Source organism: Kocuria rhizosphaericola, from assembly GCF_044462205.1.
GTDB lineage: Bacteria > Actinomycetota > Actinomycetes > Actinomycetales > Micrococcaceae > Kocuria > Kocuria rhizosphaericola.
This window is the reverse complement of sequence record NZ_JBISWK010000028.1, coordinates 1-2,196: the sequence shown is the minus strand read 5'-3', so window position 1 is coordinate 2,196 and position 2,196 is coordinate 1. Positions and strand designations below refer to the sequence as shown.

The 2,196-nt window shown below is 70.4% G+C and carries 2 protein-coding genes and 1 pseudogene; 2 read left to right on the top strand and 1 reads right to left on the bottom strand.

Annotated elements, in window-relative coordinates; all coding sequences use genetic code 11:
- Window positions 1–95: 95 nt before the first annotated feature.
- Window positions 96–302 carry a transcription antiterminator/RNA stability regulator CspE gene (gene cspE / locus ACH9D2_RS02405; RefSeq protein WP_035923571.1) on the bottom strand — a complete coding sequence of 69 codons (207 nt, stop codon included), beginning with the start codon at window positions 300–302 and terminating at the stop codon, window positions 96–98.
- 470 nt (window positions 303–772) lie between these two features.
- Between cspE and ACH9D2_RS02400 the strand changes: the two genes are divergently transcribed.
- Window positions 773–1,825 carry a 2Fe-2S iron-sulfur cluster-binding protein gene (locus ACH9D2_RS02400; RefSeq protein ID WP_396361157.1) on the top strand — a complete coding sequence of 351 codons (1,053 nt, stop codon included), beginning with the start codon at window positions 773–775 and terminating at the stop codon, window positions 1,823–1,825.
- Window positions 1,826–1,846: 21 nt separating this feature from the next.
- A pseudogene (locus ACH9D2_RS02395) lies at window positions 1,847–2,196 on the top strand (acyl-CoA desaturase); the annotation flags it as partial.

The window sequence follows — 2,196 nt, the reverse complement described above, 5'->3', positions numbered from 1 at the left end:
ACATCGCCACCCGGCCGGAGCCGGGTGGCGATGTCAGGTCGGCCTCGGAGCGCTCAGCTCCGTGCCGGGGATCTCACGAGGAGATCAGAGCGTTCTCACGCAAGCACGGTGATGTTCGCGGCCTGGGGGCCCTTGGGGCCGTCCTGGGTCTCGAACTCGACGCGCTGGTTCTCCTCGAGGGAGCGGAACCCGCCGGAGTTGATCGCGGAGAAGTGCGCGAACACGTCCTTGGAGCCGTCCTCGGGGGTGATGAAGCCGAAGCCCTTGTCGGCGTTGAACCACTTCACGGTGCCAGTAGTCATGGGGAACCTGTCTTTCTGGGAAACGGAGCGTCCCCGGCGATCGGGGTGCTCGGGCGTTGCGATGCCTGCCAAAACGTCTTCTCAGAAAAACTGCCGCGCCCGGAATCGGGCGAACTGCTTGAACTGCAAGAACGAAACTTCAACAACTGGGTTCCACTGTACGCGGACCAGCCCGAATGCGCAGTGACGGGTGACACCTGTGATCACGGCGATGAACCGGAGCCAGCCACGGCGCGGTCGTTCCGTCGCGCCGGACGCCCCCGCCGGCCACAACCGCCCGGCCCCTGACCCGGACATCCCGACCGCGCACCCACCCGGGTGTTCCGCGGAACCGGCGGCAGCACCGTCCGGAACTGGTCGCGATCCGGGCCGGCACGACCTCCGGCATTCATCATGGCGCTACAGTTCTGTCCTCGGAATCGGAGCCGAGGGCATGAGAATCGTCCGGGATCCTGCGGAAAAATTGCGGCATGGCCAGATTACGTGTGCTGTCCCGCCTGGCGTCGGCCTTCACCACCCCGTTCTCCCCGCAGGACTTCCTGCGCCTCGTCGACCCCCTGGCCAGCGCCCGGCAGCTGCGGGCCCTGGTCACGGCCGTCGAGCCCGAGACCGCGGGTTCGGTGACGATCCGCTTCCGTCCCGGCAAGGGCTGGAACCCCCACGAGGCCGGCCAGTGGGCCCGCATCGGGGTGGAGATCGACGGCGTGCGGCACTGGCGCTCCTACTCCTTGAGCACCGGCGCCGGGCAGGACCCGGCCATCACCGTGACCGCCATGGGCGCCGTCTCCACGGCCCTGGTGCGCGGCACGAAGGTCGGGGACGTGCTGTTCCTGGCCCCGCCGGAAGGCGATTTCGTCCTGCCCGAGCACCCGCGCCCGCTGCTGATGCTCACCGCCGGCAGCGGGCTCACCCCGGTGATGTCGATGATCCGCACCCTGGTGCCGCGCCGGCCGGACGCGGATGTGGTGCTCGTCCACTCCTCCCGCACCCCCGAGGACGCGCTGTTCGCCGAGGAGCTGGCGGAGCTGGCAGACCAGTTCCCCGGGTTCCACCTCGTCCACTGGTTCACCGGTGAACGCGGCCGGCACCTGGATTTCACCACGACCGCCGACCTCGACGCCGCCTGCCCCGACTGGCGCGAGCGCGCCGCCTACGCGTGCGGGCCCGCCGAGTTCCTCGACGCCGCCGAGAGCCTCTGGACGCGGGAGGAGGGCCAGTTGCGCGTGGAGCGCTTCGCGCCTGCCCTGCTGGCCGATTCCGGTGGGGAGGGCGGCCGGGTGACCTTCGAGCGCTCCGACCAGGAGGTCGAGGCCGACGGCGCCACTACCCTGCTCGAGGCCGGGGAGGAGGCGGGGGTGGCAATGCCCAGCGGGTGCCGCATGGGCATCTGCCGCTCCTGCCTCGTGCCGCTGCGTGCCGGGCAGATCCGGGACCTGCGCACCGGGGAAGTCCACGGCGAGCCGGGAGAACTCGTGCAGACCTGCATCTCCGCCGCCGCCGGACCCGTCAACCTCGACATCTGACCCCTGCAAGAAGGACGACCCATGGCCTCCACCGCTTCCTCCGACCGGACCACAGCCACAGCTCGGCAGGCGCCCGATCGTTCCGCCGGCCCCGCACCGGACACGATCGTCCCCGCGCAGACGTCCGCAGCCGCCCATCTCACCACCGAGCAGGTCGAGGAGCTGGCCCGCGAGCTCGACGCGATCCGCGCCGCCGTCATCGAAGACCGCGGGGCCGAGGACGCCGCCTACATCCGCCGCGTCATCCGGGCCCAGCGATCGCTGGAGGTGGCCGGGCGCGCCACGCTGCTGTTCGCCAAGCACAAGCCCGCCTGGATCGCCGGCACCGGCATGCTCACCGTGGCCAAGATCCTGGAGAACATGGAGATCGG